Annotated in this window: 21 protein-coding genes and 1 tRNA gene; 19 read left to right on the top strand and 3 right to left on the bottom strand. The window is 37.4% G+C overall.

Going from position 1 to position 20,066, the window contains the following annotated elements:
- Window positions 1-233: 233 nt before the first annotated feature.
- Both EDD61_RS13350 and EDD61_RS13345 read right to left on the bottom strand, forming a co-directional pair.
- Window positions 234-839 (bottom strand): hypothetical protein, encoded by a 606-nt coding sequence (locus EDD61_RS13350; RefSeq protein WP_008687911.1) that lies wholly within the window; start codon window positions 837-839, stop codon window positions 234-236.
- A gap of 52 nt (window positions 840-891) precedes the next feature.
- Window positions 892-1,032, bottom strand: coding sequence for a hypothetical protein (locus EDD61_RS13345; RefSeq protein ID WP_226896977.1), 141 nt, complete (start codon window positions 1,030-1,032; stop codon window positions 892-894).
- Between the two features lie 260 nt (window positions 1,033-1,292).
- On the opposite strand from EDD61_RS13345, the gene EDD61_RS13340 reads away from it, so the two are divergent.
- Both EDD61_RS13340 and EDD61_RS13335 read left to right on the top strand, forming a co-directional pair.
- On the top strand, window positions 1,293-1,592 hold the full coding sequence (locus tag EDD61_RS13340) for a phasin family protein (protein WP_008687914.1): 300 nt from the start codon (window positions 1,293-1,295) through the stop codon (window positions 1,590-1,592).
- Window positions 1,576-3,180 carry an ABC1 kinase family protein gene (locus tag EDD61_RS13335; RefSeq protein ID WP_008687916.1) on the top strand — a complete coding sequence of 535 codons (1,605 nt, stop codon included), beginning with the start codon at window positions 1,576-1,578 and terminating at the stop codon, window positions 3,178-3,180. The genes EDD61_RS13340 and EDD61_RS13335 overlap by 17 nt, the downstream gene beginning before the upstream one ends.
- Window positions 3,181-3,230: 50 nt before the next feature.
- Here EDD61_RS13335 and EDD61_RS13330 read toward each other — a convergent pair.
- Window positions 3,231-3,318: transfer RNA gene (locus EDD61_RS13330), tRNA-Ser, on the bottom strand.
- A gap of 243 nt (window positions 3,319-3,561) precedes the next feature.
- On the opposite strand from EDD61_RS13330, the gene EDD61_RS13325 reads away from it, so the two are divergent.
- The 17 genes from EDD61_RS13325 (at window position 3,562) to pyk (ending at window position 19,939) form a co-directional block, all read left to right on the top strand.
- Complete coding sequence (locus EDD61_RS13325; protein ID WP_008687918.1) at window positions 3,562-3,969, top strand: SPOR domain-containing protein; 408 nt, start codon at window positions 3,562-3,564, stop codon at window positions 3,967-3,969.
- On the top strand, window positions 3,959-4,636 hold the full coding sequence (gene radC, locus EDD61_RS13320) for a RadC family protein (protein WP_008687920.1): 678 nt from the start codon (window positions 3,959-3,961) through the stop codon (window positions 4,634-4,636). Before EDD61_RS13325 ends, radC begins: the two co-directional genes overlap by 11 nt.
- Window positions 4,637-4,686: 50 nt before the next feature.
- Window positions 4,687-5,526 carry a rod shape-determining protein MreC gene (gene mreC / locus EDD61_RS13315; RefSeq protein WP_132225791.1) on the top strand — a complete coding sequence of 280 codons (840 nt, stop codon included), beginning with the start codon at window positions 4,687-4,689 and terminating at the stop codon, window positions 5,524-5,526.
- Window position 5,527: 1 nt separating this feature from the next.
- Window positions 5,528-6,082 carry a rod shape-determining protein MreD gene (locus EDD61_RS13310; RefSeq protein WP_117547500.1) on the top strand — a complete coding sequence of 185 codons (555 nt, stop codon included), beginning with the start codon at window positions 5,528-5,530 and terminating at the stop codon, window positions 6,080-6,082.
- Complete coding sequence (locus EDD61_RS13305; RefSeq protein ID WP_008687924.1) at window positions 6,055-6,627, top strand: hypothetical protein; 573 nt, start codon at window positions 6,055-6,057, stop codon at window positions 6,625-6,627. Before EDD61_RS13310 ends, EDD61_RS13305 begins: the two co-directional genes overlap by 28 nt.
- Entirely contained in the window at window positions 6,606-7,382 is a 777-nt protein-coding gene (gene minD / locus EDD61_RS13300) for a septum site-determining protein MinD (protein ID WP_008978545.1), read from the top strand. Before EDD61_RS13305 ends, minD begins: the two co-directional genes overlap by 22 nt.
- Window positions 7,383-7,448: 66 nt before the next feature.
- Complete coding sequence (locus tag EDD61_RS13295) at window positions 7,449-8,576, top strand: AI-2E family transporter (protein ID WP_008687928.1); 1,128 nt, start codon at window positions 7,449-7,451, stop codon at window positions 8,574-8,576.
- A 95-nt stretch (window positions 8,577-8,671) separates the two neighbouring features.
- Window positions 8,672-9,250 (top strand): M23 family metallopeptidase, encoded by a 579-nt coding sequence (locus EDD61_RS13290; protein ID WP_008687931.1) that lies wholly within the window; start codon window positions 8,672-8,674, stop codon window positions 9,248-9,250.
- On the top strand, window positions 9,219-9,995 hold the full coding sequence (locus EDD61_RS13285; RefSeq protein WP_132225789.1) for a site-2 protease family protein: 777 nt from the start codon (window positions 9,219-9,221) through the stop codon (window positions 9,993-9,995). Before EDD61_RS13290 ends, EDD61_RS13285 begins: the two co-directional genes overlap by 32 nt.
- 43 nt (window positions 9,996-10,038) lie before the next feature.
- Window positions 10,039-10,992 (top strand): metal ABC transporter substrate-binding protein, encoded by a 954-nt coding sequence (locus EDD61_RS13280; protein WP_008687935.1) that lies wholly within the window; start codon window positions 10,039-10,041, stop codon window positions 10,990-10,992.
- A 342-nt stretch (window positions 10,993-11,334) separates the two neighbouring features.
- Window positions 11,335-13,920, top strand: a complete 2,586-nt coding sequence (gene polA / locus EDD61_RS13275) for a DNA polymerase I (RefSeq protein ID WP_132225787.1) — start codon at window positions 11,335-11,337, stop codon at window positions 13,918-13,920.
- Window positions 13,921-13,928: 8 nt separating this feature from the next.
- Window positions 13,929-14,759, top strand: coding sequence for a DNA-formamidopyrimidine glycosylase (gene mutM / locus EDD61_RS13270; protein WP_008687938.1), 831 nt, complete (start codon window positions 13,929-13,931; stop codon window positions 14,757-14,759).
- Window positions 14,756-15,343 (top strand): dephospho-CoA kinase, encoded by a 588-nt coding sequence (gene coaE / locus EDD61_RS13265; RefSeq protein ID WP_132225785.1) that lies wholly within the window; start codon window positions 14,756-14,758, stop codon window positions 15,341-15,343. Before mutM ends, coaE begins: the two co-directional genes overlap by 4 nt.
- A 13-nt stretch (window positions 15,344-15,356) precedes the next feature.
- Window positions 15,357-16,541, top strand: coding sequence for a DnaD domain protein (locus tag EDD61_RS13260; protein ID WP_207901057.1), 1,185 nt, complete (start codon window positions 15,357-15,359; stop codon window positions 16,539-16,541).
- On the top strand, window positions 16,538-17,455 hold the full coding sequence (locus tag EDD61_RS13255; RefSeq protein ID WP_132225781.1) for an ATP-binding protein: 918 nt from the start codon (window positions 16,538-16,540) through the stop codon (window positions 17,453-17,455). The genes EDD61_RS13260 and EDD61_RS13255 overlap by 4 nt, the downstream gene beginning before the upstream one ends.
- 58 nt (window positions 17,456-17,513) lie before the next feature.
- Window positions 17,514-18,476 carry a 6-phosphofructokinase gene (pfkA, locus tag EDD61_RS13250; protein ID WP_008687942.1) on the top strand — a complete coding sequence of 321 codons (963 nt, stop codon included), beginning with the start codon at window positions 17,514-17,516 and terminating at the stop codon, window positions 18,474-18,476.
- Window positions 18,477-18,517: 41 nt separating this feature from the next.
- Window positions 18,518-19,939, top strand: coding sequence for a pyruvate kinase (gene pyk, locus EDD61_RS13245; RefSeq protein WP_008978540.1), 1,422 nt, complete (start codon window positions 18,518-18,520; stop codon window positions 19,937-19,939).
- Window positions 19,940-20,066 lie beyond the last annotated feature (127 nt).

Raw genomic sequence — 20,066 nt, 5'->3', positions numbered from 1 at the left:
CTTCATCTGCATCTTCTGCTGATTGTGGATCAAATTGTTTTGCGATTTCTTGCGCGAGTGCTACTGTTTTTGGATCTCTTTTTATTCTTGCCATATGTTATTTCCTCTACTTTCTTTTATTGTATCATAAGCATATAAAAACTGTGTATCGTTAAGTCGTACGCTCTTAACTTACACAGTTTATTTTACACTCTCGTGATAACGGATGTTCTCCGCTGTCACAGCCTTTTGTTTTATTGAATCAATTGAATCAGTTCTTCACCGTTAGCTAATAATGCTTTTTCCAACTCTTGATTTTCCTTTTTCACGATCCATACACCATCATTTTGTTGTAAGGAAATAGTAACAGTTTGCTCTTTTTCTTCTTTACTATCACGAATATAAGTATATAACGTGGTAAGTATTTCTTGTTGGGCTTTTTGATCAGAAAAGTTCTTATCTTTACTGAGCTTTTCCACTTTCTTCTCTGCTTCTTTCATCCCTTTTTTTACAGCATTACGAATATCTTTTGTTTTTAAGATTATAGCGACTTGTGCATTTTTATCCTTTATGGTTTCCTTTTTTATCGTGAATTGAAATCCATACATCGTATCATGTGCAGCTTTTTGCAATTCGTGATCAATGCCATCTATATAATCCTCATCTTGCATCTGTAAAGATTTCATGCTTGCCAGATTCCATTGAGAAGATGTTTTTAAAGCTGTTTCATCCTGCTTTTGGATTGCTGTCAGAAATTGTTTGGTTACATCAGTTGGTGTCGGTTGTTTTTCTTTTTCACTGCAGCCTGCGCATACCATAAGCATAGCTACGATGATTGCCATCCATCGAAATCGTTTCAAATTATCGCCTCCAATGCAGCTTATTTTAACATTGAATGAAAGAAAAGACAAATTATGTTAATTTGCTTGTCACATTTTTGAGATCTTCTTCCAATTTTTCATACTCACCCGCATAATTATGCCCAATCAAAAATAATTTATAATATGCTTTATATTGCTCGAAATAACGTTTTAGATAAGATGGCTGTTTCACGATGCGTACCTCGTTATAAGCAATATGTGCATGATCAAGAAATTTTATGAAAGAAACATATTTCCTCATGTTCATCACCAGTTTCATTTTAACGAAAAGATAGGGAAAAGTCTACTCTTTCTAAAGCTTTGTTGAAAAGATGGAACATATCATACGGAAAGCAAATCATTCAGAAGGAAAAAAGTATTTCCTTTGTGCCGAAGCATAGAAAACGTGGTAAAATAAAAGTAATAAAAAATATCCAAAGGAGATGTATTACTATGTTGAATTTTAGTGATGATGTAAAGAAAGTATTTCTTGCCGGAATCGGTGCAGCTGCTACAACAGCAGAAAAAGCAAAAGAATTAGTAGATCAGCTAGTTAAAAAAGGTGAACTGACTGTAGAGCAGGGAAAAGTGTTAAATGAAGAACTAAAACATGCGGTCAAAGAAAAGCTAAGTACTCCTGTAGATGCAGAAGGTATTAAGAAAGATCTGGAAAAGGTGAGCAAGGAAGAACTTGCGGCAATTAAAGAAAAGATTGAAGAATTGCAAGCAAAGAGTGATGAAGAAGACAAATAATAAGAGTCTAAGCAGTAAACGCCGACTTGCTCAAATCATTAGTATCCTAAAAAAGCATCAGATTACGAAAGGTGTCGATCCAATAAAATTTCGTGAAATTTTAGAAGATCTAGGCCCTACCTTTGTCAAAATTGGACAGATCATGTCAGCAAGGCAGGATATGTTTTCAGAGCGATATTGCGTAGAACTTATCAAACTACGAGATAATGTTGCTCCCATGGATATGGAAACGGTACGTAATGTCATCGAAGAAGAATATGGGATGGATCTAGAAGATGTTTTTATAGACTTTGATGTACAGCCTTTAGGTAGTGCTTCAATCGCTCAGGTTCATAAAGCCAAACTGAAGGATGGACGAGACATTGTTGCTAAGATACAGCGCCCCAACATCTATGCGACCATGGAACGTGATATTTCATTAGTGCGAAGAGCTAGTAAACTTTTACATCTCAATGAAATATTAGGCAGTGTAGTAGACATTAATATCGTTTTAGATGAATTTTGGCATACTGCCAAAGAGGAGATGGATTTTCTTAACGAAGCTAAATTTGCCAAACGTTTTACTGCCCTTAATGAGGACATTCAATATATTGGTGCTCCTAAGATAGAAGAGGAATACAGCACGAGCCGTGTTTTAGTCATGGAATATATTAATGGCTTACAAATCGATGAATTTGAGGTTTTGGAAAAAGAAGGCTATGACCGTAAAGAAATCGCGATTAAGTTAGCAGAAAACTATATCAAACAGATTGTAGATGATGGATTTTTTCATGCTGATCCACATCCGGGCAATTTGCGTATTCGGGATGGTAAGATTGTCTGGATTGATTTTGGCATGATGGGCATGCTTAGCAAGCAAGATAAAGATTTAATGAAAAACGCCGTCATGGCGATTGGCAATAATGATACCCAGAAACTAGTGGATGTCGTTTTGGCTTTAGGTATCCATGATGCTAAAATTGATCATGCCTTGTTTTATGATGATATGGAAAGCTTTATGCGCCGTTATCTACAAATGGAATTGGCAGAAATCAATCTTGGTGTAGCGATACAGGAAATCTTTACGATTGCACATAAGCATAAAATATCGATGCCAAAAGGTATTAGCATGCTCGCAAGAGGGCTAGTCACGATAGAAAGCACTATGGTAATCGTAGATCCAAGTATTAACATTATTTCTATAGCGGCAAATCATGTGGCAGGAAAGATGGTAAAAAAGTGGGACCTAAAAAAAGAACTGACCAAAAATGGCAAACAATTGTATGATGCAACTACTTATGGCATGCGATTGCCGATTCAGTTATATGAAGTCATGCAAATGGTTATGAAAGGACGTTTAAAAATTAATCTAGATGTCATGGGCAGTGATGTACCAATGACTGCTATTAATCATATGGTGAATAAGCTGACTGTTGGTATTGTCAGTGCTGGGTTGTTAATGGCTAGTTCATTACTGTGTACTACACAGATGACCCCAAAAGTATTTGGCATTCCGGCATTAGGTTTCATCGGATATATTACAGCTATTGGTTTAGGCTGTTGGCTGTTATTTGCGGTGATGAAAGAGCATCGTAAACGAAAACGCTGAAGTAAAAAAAGCCCCTATTACCTTACGGTAGTAGGGGCTGATAATTTCCATGGCGGAGCGCATGAGATTCGAACTCACGGTAGCTTTCACTACGCCACCTTTCCAAGATGGTGCCTTAAACCACTCGGCCAACGCTCCAAGGTTACTTTTATTATTTTACTTATTTTCAAATAAATGTCAATAAGAATTTACTACTTTCTACGATATGTCTTGTAAGGAATAACCTTTATAAAAAATTGTTGGTGAAATATGTGCGCAATTTTTACGTTTTTTGCATGATTGCGTCGTATATGTATACGGAAGGGATTCTTTGTCTGTTTCTGTCGTATCGGCATTTTCTCATGCACAAAACACATATACAAGGGTAGGAGGGTAAGGCATATGGAGAATAAACGATTAATTGTGTTTTTTGCAGTATTGTTTTCAATAGTATTTTCCATCGTATACTATGCACTGTTTACAACACTGTCCGATGCAGAAGCACAAAAACGGACATTATATATGGTGCAGGTGGGGTTATACAAACAGCAAGACAGTATTGACGATATGCAACAAAAGCTGAAAAAGGAAGGCATATCATCTTATGTTTGGAAACAAGGAAAGACAACGGCGGTTGTTTGTGGTGTTGATGTTGATGAGAAACAAACAAAGAAGGTAGAGTCTGTGTTGAAAAAGAAGAAGTACAACTATATTCAAAAAAGTGTAACCATTACGGATGCGAAGTTGGCTACCCTAATTGATAAAAAAGAATATGGTGAAGTACTGGAAAGGATCAAAGATGAAAGTTAAAGAATTAAAAGAAGAAGAGCGGCCACGTGAAAAGGCGATTCAGTATGGAGTAAACGCTTTGAGTAACCGAGAATTAATAGCATTATTGCTCAGAAGCGGTACGCAATCGCTAAGTGCTTTAGAATTGGCAGATAAGGTGTTAGCATTAAAAGCAACACTTGGAGAACTGGGAAATGCCAGTATACAAGAGCTTATGTGTATCAAAGGCATTAAAAAAGCAAAAGCCATTGAATTGAATGCCGCTTTTGAATTGTGCCGACGCATTGCTTTTGATAAAGTGATGCATAAGGAACAAATTGAAGAACCACAGGATATTTTGGAATGGTTGAATCAGGAAATCGGCTATGCTAAACAAGAACATTTTTTAGTGTTGTTTCTTGATCAGAGAAATCATGTCTTATGTTATCGTACTATGTTTATGGGCACATTAACTTCTGCAAGTGTCCATCCACGAGAAATCTTTAAAGAGGCGATGCAACAAGGCTGTGCAAAGATTATTTGCGTTCACAATCATCCATCTGGCGATGCAACACCAAGTGATGCTGATATCACATTAACAAAGGCTATTCAAGAGGCTGGGAAAATGGTAGCGATTCCATTGATTGATCATATTATCGTTGCACGGAATACGTACATAAGTTTTCGACAAAAACGACTTATGGATTGAACTATTTCATTTTACCCTTTATAATGGAGAGGTACGAAATAGGTGATAAGATGTCAAAATTTAATCGACTTCAGAAAATAGTAATCGGAATCATCCTGGCCTTTGTGGCATTGGGTGTTCTTTTGAAAAGCATGAGTGGTACGCTAACAAGCAATTTAGGCTATGATGGCATCAGTATGCTGAAATATGCGCTGATCGATCATCCGGTAATGACCGCAAAAGATTGGCTGCAAGATTTGGCAAATTTGTGGAGCGTGAAGGAAGAAAATGATTTACTACGCTATGAACTTAGCCAAAATCCTTCTTACAAGGCAAAATATGATGACGAACGCCGTAAGAACACAGAACTAGAAGCGGCTTTGAAACTGCAAAAGAGCGAAGATAAATATGCCATGACATGGGCACATGTGATTTCCCGTGATCAGGCAAGTTGGAATAATCTTATTACCATCGATATTGGAAAAAGAGATGGTGTTAAGGAAGGCATGGCAGTCGAATCGGTAAATGGTATGATCGGCAAGGTTGCCAGTGTGTCAAATCATACCAGTGTCGTGAAGTTGTTAACGAGTGAAGACAAGACGACGACAGCTTCCATTAAGATCAATATTGATAAGAAGACAAGTGTTGATGGCGTATTGCAAAGTTATGATATCAAGCGTGGCATGTATGTCATATATTTATATGATGATACGGATAAAGTGAAGGAAGGCATGCAGGTCATTACAAGTGGCATGGGTGGAGGATATCCTAGCGGCTTGTTGATTGGTAATGTCGATTCTATTCAAGCTTTAAGTAATCAAAGTGGACAGACTATTTATGTACGTCCGGTTGATGATTTTCAAGAATTCACGTTGGTGCGTGTAATTACAGGCGCAAAGGGGGAGAAGTGATATGACACATCTTCTCTTTGTTGTTTTCTGTTTTCTAATCGATGAAGTTTTGATGATTTTATTTCCCAACTCTTATTTGGTAGATACATTGATGTTTATTCCAAACTTGGGTTTTTGTGCAATGATTCTCACTGTTCGCAAGTTTAATCTGATAGACACCTGTTTGTTTGCCTTTGGCTGTGGAATGATCTATGATTTCTGTTTTGCGAATACTTTTCTGATTTATGCAATTGTTTATACTCTGGTTGCCTGCCTGCTACATCTTTGGAGCAAGCATATGACCGATACCTTAATAGAATCGTTAATTCTAGCAATTGTGACAATTTTCGTCAAAGACCTTTTGATATACTTCTACATGAGCTTTCAGCGAATGACAGAAATGTCTTTGACACTTTGGGCAGAACGCTATGAATTATTGACCCTACTTGCGAATGCTATCTTAGCGATGGTCATTGTTTATTTGATCCGAATCAAAGACGATTATCTGGAAATGAAAGCCCGTCGGATACGAAAAGGGGAAAAGGTCGAATGGTTCAGATTAAAATCAAAGGAATAAATAAGGATTATCATGTGTTTGTCGAATTTGACGATTTTGATGCATGCTTACAAGAATTACATCATAGACTGCTGCAATGTAGTATTTTCCATACATCTGCGCTTGCAGTCTTTTTTCATTTGCCAAAGATCAATGATGCGCAATTTCTTGCTATTTTGCAAGTTTGTGAACAATGTCATATCATCATGAAAGGCTGCAATGTAGAAACAGAAAAACCGCGAATCAAGATTTTGCAGAAAACGTTAGGGAATGGAGAGCATTATCACTTTCATGAGCCAATCCTTTTATTAGGCACCATTGAACAGCAGGCTTATGTTGTGAGCGAAGCTTCTTTGTATGTGTTAGGAAATATGTATGGGAGTGTGGACCTTTTGCATGCCCATTGTCAATTATACGTTTCAGCTATGCAAGGGAATGTGCGCATCTGTGACAGTCGCTTTCAAAATCTGACATCTTTTTCACCAGCAGAGGTTTATTATGAGCATTGCACAGTGAAACTGAAACAACTAAAGGAGGAGAGAATGTGGGAGAGGCAATTGCAATAACTTCCGGAAAAGGCGGTGTAGGGAAAAGTAGTACCGTCATAAACATCGCAACATTATTAGCTCAAAGAGGCTTTACGGTTTGTATGATTGATATGGATCTGGGATTGAAAAATCTAGATATCATGCTTGGTTTAGAACATCGGGTCATTTTTGATTTAAAGGATGTGTTAGATGGGCGCTGTACGTTGGCAAAAGCCATCATCAAGGATAAACGAGAAGAGAATTTATATTTGTTGCCTGCCTGTAAGACTATCCATATTGATCAATTTCCAAAACATGAGTTGCCTCATATCGTTGAGGCGTTGAAGCAGAAATTTGATTTTGTGCTCTTAGATGCTCCGGCTGGAATTGAAAGTGGCTTTTTACAGGCCATTGCCTGTGTCAAAAAGACAATTGTTGTCACAACATTAGATGTCACAGCATTGCAGGATGCTGATCGTGTCATTGGTATTCTAATGAAAGAAGGAATGGAAGAAATTTCTTTTATCGTGAATCGCATGCAGCCAAGACTTATTGAAAAAGGCATCTGTATATCATTAGAAGAAGCAAAGTCATGGCTAGCAGTGGATTTTTTAGGATATGTGTTTGAAGATGAGGAAATGATACGTGCAAACAATCATGGAACACCTTTAACAAGACGAAAGGATAGCCAATTATACAGTTGTTTTCACTGTATCGTAAAGCGTTTGTTAGGCGAAACCAGCGCTTTGCCAAAATATCGTTCCAAAACAATATTGGCAAAACTGTTTGGATAATGGCGAACTTCCTAGTTTTTTTACGATGTTCATGATAAAATAACAAATAGAAAGCTAGGTGTTCAAATGCTGAAAAAAATATTAAGGAAAATAGATGAGCGGTTCTCTTTATATGCGATGGCGAAGATCATCGGAGTCTTGATCATTTTGTTTCTGCTCATGCAGACACAGCGCATTTGGGGAAATTGGATGAGTATTGCTTATAGTGTTTTACAGCCATTCTTATATGGCTTTGCTTTGGCGTACATCATGAATCCGCTTGTTTTATATATGAAGGCAAAAGGGTTAAATAAAAATTTCAGTATCTTACTGCTATGGATCATCATTTTGGTGATTTTGGTGATATTGATTGTCTTATTGCTGCCTATGCTATATGCGAAAATCAATGAATTCATTTCTTCCTTGATTCAAGGTGTGCAATGGATCAGCTTTAAGATTAAAGAAATTGGTAATCTAAAAGATTTCTCACTTGTGAATAGTCTGACCGACAATATCATTAAATTGCTGGAAGCTTATGATGATTGGATGCCGGGACTTGTATCAAGCCTGCCATCTTGGATGAGTACGATTTTGGATTATGTGACAAATATTTTATTTACGATCATCATTGCCATTTATATGCTGTTTGATTTTGACCGTATGAAAGGTTATGTGAAAAAAGCTTTTCATTTGTTTATTCCAAACAGTGATATTTATTTACATGAGATTGATGAAAATGTTACGGTTTATTTAAAAAGCATGGCCTTATTGATTTTGATTCGTTTTGTTGAATATTGTGCCTTTTATTACTGTGTCGGTCATCATGACTGGCTGATTATTGGAATCATTTCAGCACTTGGCGCGGTAATCCCTTATATTGGCGGTACTGTGGCAAATGCTATCGGTATTTTGACCGGGCTGACACTTCCATCAAGCAATTTGGCAGCCTTGATCATTGGTATTATCGTATTAAGCAACGTGGATAACTATGTCATTTCGCCAATTGTTCATGAGAAACGAAGTGCATTAGGACCGTTAATTACGTTATTTGCGGTATTTGCTGGAGGAGTTATTGGCAATGTCGTCGGCATCATGGTATCTGTACCACTTGTGATTGCTATTAAAACAACGAGTGAATTGTATCAACAACGTCATGAACATAGCACCTTTAATCAGGCGATGAAAACAGAAATAGACGATACACCATCTACATAACACCAAGAAGAGGATGCATTTCCTCTTTTTTTTATCCTGTTACCCTGTTCTAGTTGGTTATGTTTTTGCATATGCTGTATTGTAGGAGGGATGATATGAGCGATCTGAATGATGTAAGAAAACGTATACGTAAACGAAGAGGAACACAAGCAACAGAAAAGGAACACTCATTCTCCCTATTTCGCCTGTTTTATCATACGGTGATGCTGGCAATGGGGATTTGTGTGGTCGTGTTGGCGTTAATGTTAAATGCCAAGCTGAAGCTGATCGAGATGCCGGCATATATTCAAAATTTCAAATTGGATTCACTGACACAATGGATACCTTTTGATAATTGGTTTTCTTTAAAAGAAGAAGCTGTCAGTGCTGCACCTGCCTATACGCCAATCAAGGATAATCAATATCAAAATGGCACAAATAGTGCATATGCGGTTTTTAATGGTGTAGTACTGCATGTACAACGGAGTGATTCTGGAGAATGCAGTGTATCTTTAAAACAGGATAATGGTGTTGTGACAACCTATGGACATTTAAAAGAAGTCAATGTAAAGGCTGATGAACGTATTCTGAAAGGGAAGATGCTAGGCACGTATGAAAATCATATAACGATTGATTTTCTAAAAGATAATAAGGAGATTTCCTATGAAAAAGGTCTTGCGGAAAATTCCGTTTAGTATATCCATTTTATGGTTGCCATATCTGTTCCTATTACGGATCGTACCTATGCAAAAAATCGTTCTGTATATTTTTATGATGTTGACCATTCATGAGCTGGCGCATATTTTGATTGCCCGGCTTTTTCATTATCCAATTCGAAAAATTATCATATATCCTTTTGGTTTGGCCGCTCAAATATCTTATATTGGCTATGGCAGCTTAATCAAGGAAACACTTATATTAGCAGCCGGTCCATTCACTCATATGCTACAGCCAATGCTTCTTTCCTTTCTGTATCAACAAGGTGTTTTATCACTGGCATTTTATACGTATCTGTTACAGATCAATGCCGCATTGCTTGTATTTAATTTATTGCCTATTTATCCTTTGGACGGAGCACGTCTGTTACAAAATTTTTTGCATTGCTTTTTTCCGTTTCAAACTGCGAATCGCATTTGTTATTTCGGCAGCTTTTTGCTGTTGCTTTTCTTTATGTGTTCTTCTTTTTGTAAGGGTATTTCGATGTGGTTATTGTGCATCTGTTTACTATGTGAACAATATGTCGCTTGGAAAAATTTGCCTTGTGATACACTGCGTTTCTATCATTATCGTTTGCTGCACCCAATCCCTTATCCGCCTCTTTTCCATGAGCATCATGACTTATATCGGGGACGCTATAATATCTTAAAATGTTCGCGCGGATGGTTGAAAGAGGAAGAGTGGCTGAAGTCGTATTTTTTTGAAAACAGGAGTAGGCGATAGTTGCGAATTATGTTATAATTTGAGGCAAGGAGGCATAGACCTTATGAAAAAGAAATTACTATTTGTTTCCTTGCTGAGCATTCTTTTAGTAAGCGGTTGTGAAGAAAAAACGCCAAGTGTTGCAACCACTGTATATCCAGTACAGTATTTAGTAGAACGCATTGGCGCTGATAATGTAAAAAGTCAGGATATAAGCGAAAATACAATGATCCAACGAGCACAGATCAAAGCGAATTATAAGGATATTCTAGCATCTGCAGATGCATTGTTTTACATTGGCTCCTTAGAGCCTTATATGCAGATGTATGCGGATGATATTCGTAAAGAGACGGATATGGTAGATTTGGCTACTAAAAGTGCCATCTATAAATTTCAACGATATACAACGACCTATGTAAATGATGTCAGTGCTATCGTAGAGTCGCCTTATTATGAAGGAGAAAGTTTTGACAGTGTAGAAACTTATGATAATGACCCTATGTTGTGGATGGATCCGGTTGCCATGACCAGCATGGCGAGTGATATACGCGATTATCTGGTTGATAAATATCCGGTATATCAGAAGATCTTTGATGAAAATTATGATCAATTGGAAATGGATCTTGCTCGTTTAGATGCCGATTTTCAAAGTATTCACGATCAGCATAAAAATATTGCTTTTGTATCCATGACGCCAAGTTTTGGAAATTGGCAGAAGTCTTATGGTATAGAAGTATATCCGGTCATTTTATCAAAATATGGTGCCTTGCCAACCAAGGATCAGTTAGAAATCATAAAAAAGCGTATTCGAAATGATCATGTGCGTTATATGGCAATGGAATCTAATTTGCCAGAAGATATGGTAAGGCTCAGAGAAAAATTAATCCAGGAGCTTGGTTTAATTCCCGTTGAGTTAAATAATGTATCCAGTTTAAAAGAAAGTGATCAAAAGGCTGGAAAAGACTATATGTCGATCATGTATAAAAATTTGGAAACCTTAGAATCCATTGCATCGTAAAAGGTCAACACGACCTTTTTCTTGCGTTTACTGTAATACTATGCAAATTAAGCATGTTCCATTCGCTCTCATGGATAAGGATATAAAGAAGAAGATGTAAAGGCATTGCAACATGTTTTGTTTAGAAATGCATCATGAAATCATAAAAGAAAGATTCATTAAGAAGCAAAGATGTAGTGGATTGTCATATAAAAAAGAGAAATCAGCAGTGTTATAGCAGGATAAAGTTTTCTTACTTTCCAAGTAGAAAGCGTGCTAGAAGTGCTATGACGTGGTAAAATAATCAAGAAAAGATAAAAATGCATGCTATCGAAAGCAATGTAAATAAATATGGAGGAGCTTATGAAAAAACTATTATTAATTGATGGAAATTCCATGCTGTTTCGTGCCTATTATGCAACCGTATATGGACGCATGATGAAAACCAGCAATGGAATACCGACAAATGCGGTATATGGCTTTATCACAATGATTAATAAAGCCTTTGATATGATACATCCGGATATGGTGTTAGTGGCTTGGGATAGTGGAAAACCAACCTTTCGCCATGAAACTTATACGGAGTATAAAGGGACACGTAAAGAATTAGATCAAGAATTGATCGTGCAGTTTCCAATTGCTCGTGAATATTTAGATGCGTATGGTTTACAGCGTTATGAATGCGATGGTATTGAGGCAGATGATATCATAGGCTGCATGGCACGACAGCATCCTGAATTAGAGATTCATATTTTATCAAGTGATCGAGATTTATTACAATTGATTGATCCTACGACCGATGTCTATCTAATGAAAAAAGGTATCAGTGAAATTGAGGTCATGAATGAAGAAAAATTGATGGAGACAATGGGGATTAAGCCTTCACAGATTATCGATTTGAAAGCATTGATGGGAGATAGTGCAGACAATATCCCAGGGGTAAAAGGTATTGGCGAAAAGACAGCATTAAAACTTTTAAAGGAATATGATACCGTTGATAATGTTTATGCTCACATTGAGGAAATCAAAGGAAAACTGAAAGAAAAATTGGAAACAGATAGGGAAAAAGCCTTTTTATCAAAATATCTGGCAACAATTAAAACCGATGAAACCTTGCCTATTGATATTACAGCGTTGATGCTGCAGCCTCCCAAAGAAGAACTGCATGATTTTTATATAAAATATGAAATGAATAGTTTTGCAAAAAATACACGTAAAAAAGAAGAGGTAACGCGTGATGGAACCTATGCAGTAGTGCAAAAGATATCAGAAGCATTTTATGATGGACATAGTGTTGTTTATGCAGATATCGATAATGAAAATTATTATGATGCTACATTATATGGTTTTGCATTAAGCAAAGAAAATAAAAATGAATACATCACTTTAGAAGATGCAAGAAAAGATCCGGCGTTTTTACAGTATCTAGCTACAAAAAATGACAAGGCGGTTTATGATGCGAAAAACTTCTATCATGCTTGTCATAAAAATAACCTAATCGCAGCAGATGTGAACTTTGATATTATGCTGGCCGCCTTTTTAGTTGATCAAACCATTTCTGATTATGAGAAGTTGGCAGAAAAATATCACTTTGATCAAAGTATTCATAAAGAGGATATCTATGGCAAAAAAGGGAAGCCAAAACTTATCGATTTTGCGCAACAAAGCAAATATGCTATGCTGCAGGCAGAAAATTTATATAGTATTGTAGCTTTATTAGATGAAGCCTTGCAAGAAATGGAAATGAAGGATTTGTTTGATACAATTGAGATGCCATTAACGCGCGTATTGTATGCCATGGAAAAAGAAGGCGTATATTGTGATAAGGCAGTTTTACAAAAAATTGCCGATGAAACAGAAGCTAAGATCAACGCGTTAAGCTTGCAGATTTATGAAATAGCAGGGATGGAGTTCAATATCAATTCACCTAAGCAGTTGGCATCTGTATTGTATGATGAATTAGGTTTAAAGGCAGGTAAGAAACGTAGTACAGCAGCCGATGTCTTAGAAAAACTTGTGCATGTACATCCAATCATTCCTCTGTTGTTGGAGCATCGCAAATATCAGAAGATTTATAGTACATATGCAATCGGTTTGGCAAAACATATTTTGGCAGATGGGAAAATACATACGCTTTTCAATCAGATTCAGACACAGACGGGACGATTATCGTCTTCAGAACCTAATTTACAAAATATATCCGTACGTAATGAAGAAGGAAAAGGAATCCGCAAAGCCTTTGTGGCAAGTGAGGGGCATGTTCTGTTATCTGCTGATTATTCACAGATTGAATTGCGGATGTTGGCACATATGGCAGATGAGGAACAGATGATCGATGCGTTTAACCATGATATCGATATTCATACCAAAACAGCCATGCAAATATTTGATGTTGCACATGATGAAGTAGATGCCAATATGCGTCGCAGTGCGAAAACCGTGAATTTTGGTATTGTCTATGGACAAAGTGATTTTGGTCTAAGTGAGCAATTGGGCATTTCACGGAAAGAAGCTCATACCTTTATTGAAAAATACTTTGCTTCCTATCCGAAGATCAAAACCTTTATGGATGCGACTATTGCTTACTGTGAAGAACATGGCTATGTGAAAACATTATATAATCGACGTCGTTACATAAAAGAGATAGCAGATAAAAATTATATGATGCGTGAATTTGGAAAACGGGCGGCTATGAATGCACCAATACAAGGAAGCGCTGCAGATCTGATTAAAATGGCGATGATACACATCTATCAAAAAATGCAGGAAGAAAAGGTGAAATCGCGTATGATTTTACAGATTCATGATGAGCTTATCTTTGATGTATGTGAAGATGAAATTGATAAGATGACACAAATTGTAGAAGAAGGCATGCAAAATGTTATGAAATTAAAAGTACCGCTCATTGCACAAGCAAATATCGGCAAGAGTTGGTATGATGCAAAGTAGGTGAAGATATGCCAGAATTACCTGAGGTAGAAACTGTAGTCAGGACCTTAGAACATCAACTGGGCAATGTGACGATCAAGGATTGTCATGTATTATGGGATAACATTATTGCTTATCCTACACCCCAAACGTTCTGTGCACAGATCAAAGGCAAAACGATTCAGCATTATGAACGTTATGGTAAGTATTTATTATTTGATTTAGGTTCCATGATGTGGATTGCCCATATGCGCATGGAAGGGAAGTTTTATATTCAAAAAAGTGATGAGCCTTATGATAAGCATGTGCATGTGCTGTTTGATTTACAGGATGGCAGACAATTGCGCTATCATGATACTCGCAAATTCGGCAAAATGTATTTATATGAGAAACGTAAGGATATCCATCAGTATCCATGCTTTCAAAATATTGGCTTAGATGCCTTTGATGAACGTTTAACACCCACTTATTTATATCATGCATTACATAAACGAAAGATCGTATTAAAAGCTGCTCTACTGGATCAAAGCGTAATTGCAGGAATTGGTAATATTTATGCTGATGAAATTTGCTTTGCACTAGGTATGCATCCAGAAACTAAGATTTATCATTTACGAAAAAAAGATTTTGAACGGCTGTTGCAGGAAACGAGAAGAATCTTACAGGGGGCTATTCGTTATGGAGGTACGACAATACGTTCTTACACCTCAAGTCTTGGCGTGGATGGAAGGTTTCAATTGAAATTAAAAGTACATGCGAAAAAAGGAGAGAAATGCCCGGTATGTCAAGGAGAAATCAAAAAAATAACAGTAGCGACCAGAGGTACCTGTTATTGTCCGACATGCCAGCGAAAACGATGAAAAAAATAGGTTTGACCGGAGTGATGGGAGCTGGTAAATCCAGTGTGATCGCAATATTAAAAGAAAAAGGTATTACCGTTTTAGATTGTGATGCTATCAATGCGAAGCTCCTTGAAAAAGGAGAAGAAGGTTATCTTAAGCTAATAGCGACTTTTGGTAATCAATTGCTAGATGAGCATGAAGAGCTTGATAAACAGCTCATGAGTGATTTAATTTTTAAAGATCCTTTACATAAACAACAGGCTGAAGCCATCTTGCATCCCTTGATCAAAACCAAAATTGAACAGGAACTCTTATTACATGTGGATGAGAAAATCGTTGTTGTTGAAGTACCATTGCTATTTGAAGTAGGTTGGGAAGCCTTTTTTGATGCTGTATGGGTCGTGGCTTGTGAAAACTCGCTTTTATTAGAACGTTTGATGAAGTATCGTCATATATCACAAGCAGAGGCGAAGCGACGCTTAGCACATCAAATGTCGCAAGAAGCTAAGATAGCGAAAGCGGATGTTGTTTTGTATAATAATTCGAATAAAGAAAATCTGGAAAGGCAGATTTGTGATATACTGAAAGTAATTAGGAGGTGATGCTGTGGGGGCTATGACGAAATGCCGCATTGAAGTCATCGGCGAAATGACACAGGAACGCCATGCTGCGTTTGTCATGCTGTATTATCCTTTGATTGGTCAAGATGCAGCAATACTTTATAGCACCATGGTTGCCATTGGCACAAGAAACCAAAAAATACGTAATCATCTCTTGATAGAAAAAATCAGTGGTCTCAGCAAAGAGGTCATTGAGAAAAATCGCCATATTTTGGAACAATATCTGTTAGTAAAAACGTATTATCGTGCTGTTGATGATCAATATGTTTATCAGGTATTCATGCCAAAAGAAGGTAATACATTCTTACGACATGAGGTGTTTGGCCGTTTATATCTTAAACAAATGGGAAAGCAGGTATATGAATTCAATAAACTGTGCTTTGCTCATGATTTGGAAGATAAGGAAGAATATCAGGAAATCACCATGCCTTTTGAAAATATCATTAAGGATCAGTGGAAAGACAGCGAAGAAGAGAATTTTCAGAAATTAAAGCCAGATGAGGATGATATGCAGCGGATGAGCGATATTCCATTAAGTTTCAATTATGATCGCTTTTTAACAGGATATTCAAAAACACTGTTTCCGCTTACCTGTCGCAATCAAAAAAATCTTCGATTAATTGGAGAATTGGCCACTATTCATGGTATTTCAGAAATGGATATGCGAAAATATGTATCGCAAAGTATGAATTTAAAAGATAATACATTAAATGCCGAACTATTGAAACGTAAGGTGCGCAATGCCAAACGCAGTGTTATGGTTGATCTTGATGTGAAAAATCCATATGCTTTACCACCGGTGCGCTTTTTACAAAGTAAGCAGCATGGGATTGAAGTCAGCCGCAGTGATGCCTATTTGATAGAAACGCTAATCACTGATTTTAAGATGAAACCAGAAGTTGTAAATGTATTGATTGAATATGTATTGGAAAAAACAAATCAGCGTTTCAGTAAGTCATATGTTGAAAAAATCGCTAGTGTTTGGGTACGTTTAAACATAGATACGAGTGAAAAAGCATTAGCACATATTAAGGAAGAAGAACAAAAACCAATTAAAACAAAGAAGAAGGAACTGCCGGAATGGTTTCAACAAGAGGATGAAGGCAGTGAAAAGGCTAACAAGACGGTAGATGATAAAGAATTAGAAGAGATGATGGAGCGACTGCGAGGTGAACAATGATGGAACCTGTGGAGTTTTCCTTCACATTAAGTGAGGAACAAAAAAAAGCAAAACAAAAGCGTGTGGCTGCTCTTATAAAGCGACCACAGATTAAACAATGGCTGAAACAGTATGATCAAACTGCTGCTTTTGTCGAAGCACATAGTGGAAGATTTCAAGATTATTGCGATGTAATGAAGAAATGTGAGCATTGCCAGGGCATAAGCTTTTGTCGTCAACCGATGACAGGAACACGTATGGAGTTACGCTATGATGGTATCTTACAAAATGTACTGGTGCCTTGTCATTATCAAATCGAACAACAAAAGTTATATGCGCATGAAAAACAATATCGCCAATGTGATATGCCAAAATCCTATTTATGTGTGGATCTGGCAAAACTGGATCTAAAAGAAGAAAGCGGTGAATATAAAGGCGTTGTTATGCAAGTATTGCAGACCATCATGGATGAAGATAGCTCAAAAGGGTTATACTTATGGGGGAAACCGGGAGCAGGGAAAAGCTATTTAGCCGCCGGTATGTGTAATTATTTTGCGAAAAAAAAGCGTAGTGTATCTTTTGTCAATGTACCAAAGCTCATATCTGATTTAAAAATGATGTTTCAAGAACCGCTAGCTATGGAAGCAAAACTGGCTAGTATACGGCATGTGGATGTTTTAGTTTTGGATGATATTGGTGGAGAAAGTGTTACCTCATGGAGTCGTGATGATATCCTATTGCCTATCTTAGATGGGCGTATGGAAGGTAAGAAATTAACAATTTTTACAAGTAATTATCGGATGCAGGAATTAAAGGAAAAATGGGCACTGGGTAATGGAAAACAGATGGAGCCAATGGCTGCAGAACGGCTTTTAGAGCGAATTTCTACATTATCAACTGAAATTTTTGTAAAAGGTAATTCAAGAAGGAAATAAATGCTAGTAAAAATTGTAAGAAAATGGTATCATAATAACCGTGAATGGAGGAATTTTTATGGTAAAACGCATAGGTGTTTTAACTTCTGGTGGAGATGCACCGGGAATGAACGCAGCAATTCGCGCCGTCACAAGAGTTGCACTGAACAGTGGAATCGAAGTCTTTGGTATCTATGATGGATACAAGGGTATGGTAGAGGGATATATTGAACCTTTAACAAAAGCCAGTGTCGGTGAGATCATCGATCGCGGCGGAACGATTCTAGGCTCTGCTAGATTGCCGGAATTTAAAGATCCGGATGTACGCGAAAAAGCAGTGCAGCAGCTGAAAAAACGTGGAATAGAAGCAATCGTTGTTATCGGTGGTGATGGTTCCTATCGTGGTGCTTTAGCACTGACTGAAATGGGTATTAATTGTATCGGTTTACCTGGCACAATTGATAATGACATCACTTGTACGGACTTTACGATTGGTTTTGATACAGCCTTAACGACAATAGTTGAAGCAGTCGATAAATTGCGAGACACATCAAGCTCTCATCATCGATGCTCCATTGTTGAAGTCATGGGAAACCGCTGTGGTGATTTGGCCATTTGGTCAGGCATTGCGTGCGGTGCTGAAATCGTTATTACATCTTCAACCGGCTTTGAGGAAGGCGAAGTGCTGGAGAGATTGCGTGATTTAGATTTGATCAAAAAGAAACGTCATGCAATTGTTGTGATTTCAGAAAAAATTACCGATGTTCACCAATTTGCCAAGAAGGTAAGTTTAAATACCGGGTTTTCCGGCAGAGCCACCGTGTTAGGCCACGTACAGCGTGGAGGATCACCAACACCGACGGATCGTGTGTTAGCGAGCCGTATGGGTGAAAAAGCAGTTGATTTGCTGATGCAGGGTATTGGAGGACAATGTGTCAGCATTAAAGACAATCAGATTATTGCAGTTCCTATTGAAGAGGCATTGAATACGCCAAGAGAATCACGTAAGAAGTTGCAGAATCTGTTTGAGCGTCTGGTATAGCATATAAAAGGTAAATAGGTTATTAGGAAAGGAAACAGTTTATGATTGAAAACAGAAAAACTAAAATTATTTGTACGATCGGGCCAGCATCCGAAAGCAAAGAAATGATGACGAAGCTGGTTGAAAACGGTATGAATATCATCCGTTTGAACTTCTCTCACGGGGATTATGAAGAACATGGTAACCGTATCAAAAACATTCGCGAAGTTGTTAAAGAAACAGGAAAGAATGTTGCAATCTTATTAGATACAAAAGGACCAGAGGTTCGTTTAGGTGATTTTGAAAATGGATCTGAAACGTATGAAACAGGAGAAATTGTTACCATTGTACGTGAAAAAATGTTGGGAACACATGAAAAATTCCACATTCAATGTCCAGAAGTATTTAACGATGTAGAAGTGAATGGAACGATTTTAATTGATGATGGTAAATGCCGTCTGACAATTCTTGAAAAAAGAGAAGGCGAATTAAAATGCCGTATTGAGAACCCACATACATTGAAAAGCAGAAAAGGCTGTAACTTGCCAGGAGTGCGTTTAAGCATGCCGTTTATTTCTGCAAAAGATGATGCTGATATCCGTTTCGGATGTAAAATGGGTGTTGACTATATCGCTGCATCTTTTACTAGACGTAAAGAAGATGTGTTGGCAATCCGTAAAATTCTTCGTGAAGAAGGAAAACCAGATATTCAGATTATTCCAAAAATCGAGAATCAAGAAGGTTTCGATAATTTAAGAGAAATCTTAGATGTTGCGGATGGTGTTATGGTTGCCAGAGGTGACTTAGGTGTTGATGTTTCATTAGAATTAGTACCAATTTATCAGAAACAGATTATTAAAACGGCAAATGAAATGGGAAAACCAGTTGTTACAGCAACACATATGTTAGAAAGTATGCAAGGAAATCCACGCCCTACACGTGCAGAAGCAAGTGATGTTGCCAATGCTGTGTTAGATGGAACAGATGCAATTATGTTGAGTGGTGAATCAGCTGCCGGCGCTTATCCAATTGAAGCTGTACAGACGATGGATCGCATTGCTAAGGTGATGGAACCAACGTTACCATATCGTGAACGTTTAAAAGCAAGTATTAAAACTTCACAGCGTACAAAAAATGATGCAATCGCTATTTCTGTAGCAGATACAGCTATGGCATTGGATGTTGCTGCGGTAATTGCTTTTACACAGAGTGGTACAACGGCACGCCGTATTTCTAAATTCCGTCCGGAAGCACCAGTAATTGCTGTTACTTTCGATGAAAAGACACAACGTTCATTAGCTATGAACTGGGGTGTTACAACTGTTCTTTCTGAAATTGCAAATAATCAGAACAATGAATGTGAACTGGCACGTGCAATCGCTAAAGAACATGGAATCAAAGTTGGCGAAACAATTATTATAGTTGCGGGATATCCGGTTGGAAATGGTGCAACAAATACCATGAAGATTATTGAAGTAAAATAAATTGACTTCTAGACATGCACAATTTGTGTGTGTCTTTTTGTGCGACAGGCAGTCGCTATAATTCAACCATGTACAGGCATGGTTGAATTTTCTTTCTTATTAAGGATTGTATTTACGATACAGAGTA

This window comes from Longicatena caecimuris (assembly GCF_004341945.1).
In the GTDB taxonomy this organism is placed as follows: domain Bacteria; phylum Bacillota_I; class Bacilli_A; order Erysipelotrichales; family Erysipelotrichaceae; genus Longicatena; species Longicatena caecimuris.
The sequence above is the reverse complement of the archived record's forward strand: the minus strand, read 5'-3'. Positions and strand labels throughout refer to the sequence as shown.